This window comes from Burkholderia sp. Bp8998 (assembly GCF_003854235.1).
Lineage (GTDB): Bacteria > Pseudomonadota > Gammaproteobacteria > Burkholderiales > Burkholderiaceae > Burkholderia.
This window is the reverse complement of sequence record NZ_QTQF01000132.1, coordinates 1-1283: the sequence shown is the minus strand read 5'-3', so window position 1 is coordinate 1283 and position 1283 is coordinate 1. Positions and strand designations below refer to the sequence as shown.

Genomic DNA, 1283 nt, shown 5'->3' with positions numbered 1-1283 from the left:
ACGACGCGTTCGTGCGCATCGAAAACGTCGTGAAGAAGTTCGGCGACAGCACGGCTGTCGACAACGTGAACCTGACGATCGCGAAGAACGAGCTGTTCGCGCTGCTCGGCAGCTCGGGCTGCGGCAAGTCGACGCTCCTGCGCATGCTCGCCGGGCTCGAGACGGCCACCTCCGGCAAGATCTTCGTCGACGGCGAGGACCTCGCGTCGCTGCCGCCGTACCGCCGTCCGGTGAACATGATGTTCCAGTCGTACGCGCTGTTCCCGCACATGTCGGTCGAATCGAACGTCGCGTTCGGCCTGAAGCAGGAAGGCACGCCGAAGAACGAGATCAGGGAACGCGTGGCCGATGCGCTCGCGCTCGTGCAGATGAGCAAGTACGCGAAGCGCAAGCCGCACCAGCTGTCCGGCGGCCAGCAGCAGCGCGTCGCGCTGGCCCGCTCGCTCGTCAAGCGCCCGAAGCTGCTGCTGCTCGACGAGCCGATGTCCGCGCTCGACAAGAAGATTCGCCAGAAGACCCAGCTCGAACTGGTGAACATCATCGAGAAGGTCGACGTGACCTGCGTGATGGTCACGCACGACCAGGAAGAGGCGATGACGATGGCGAGCCGCCTCGCGGTGATGAGCGAAGGCAAGATCGTGCAGATCGGCACGCCGGGTGAAGTGTACGAATACCCGAACAGCCGCTTCTCGGCCGAGTTCATCGGCTCGACGAACCTGTTCGAGGGGCGCGTGGTCGAGGACGAACCCGATCACATCTTCGTCGAGAGCGACGACCTCGAAGCGCGGATGGTCGTGAGCCACGGCGTGACCGGTCCGCTCGGGATGCCGGTCGGTATTTCCGTGCGGCCGGAACGCGTGCAGGTGTCGCGCGACAAACCCGGCTCGCATCACAACTGGGCGCGCGGCGTCGTGACCGACATCGCGTACATGGGCAGCTACTCGCTGTATCACGTGCGCTTGCCGAGCGGCAAGACGGTCGTGTCGAACCTGTCGAGCTCGCACCTGATGCACGACAGTGCGCCGTCCTGGAACGACGACGTGTTCGTGTCGTGGTCGCCGGCCAGCGGCGTCGTGCTGACGCAGTGAGGGCGACATGATGAGAACTTCCGCTTCCACTCCTTCCGCGCCGGTTTCGACCGGTGCCACCGCGACGACACCGGCCGCCAAGCGCCGCGGCCGCTTCGCCGCGCTGTCGCGCTTCCTGCCGTCGGGCCGCGGCGTCGCGATCGGCGTGCCGTTCCTGTGGCTCGTGATCTTCTTCGCGCTGCCGTTCGTGCTGGT

Annotated in this window: 1 protein-coding gene and 1 pseudogene; both read left to right on the top strand. The window is 65.8% G+C overall.

Annotated elements, in window-relative coordinates; genetic code table 11:
* Positions 1-1088, top strand: a 1088-nt coding sequence (locus tag DIE06_RS37755; RefSeq protein WP_124665738.1) for an ABC transporter ATP-binding protein, incomplete at its 5' end; no start/stop codon positions are given.
* A 10-nt stretch (positions 1089-1098) separates the two neighbouring features.
* Positions 1099-1283: pseudogene (locus DIE06_RS37750) on the top strand (putrescine ABC transporter permease PotH); the annotation flags it as partial.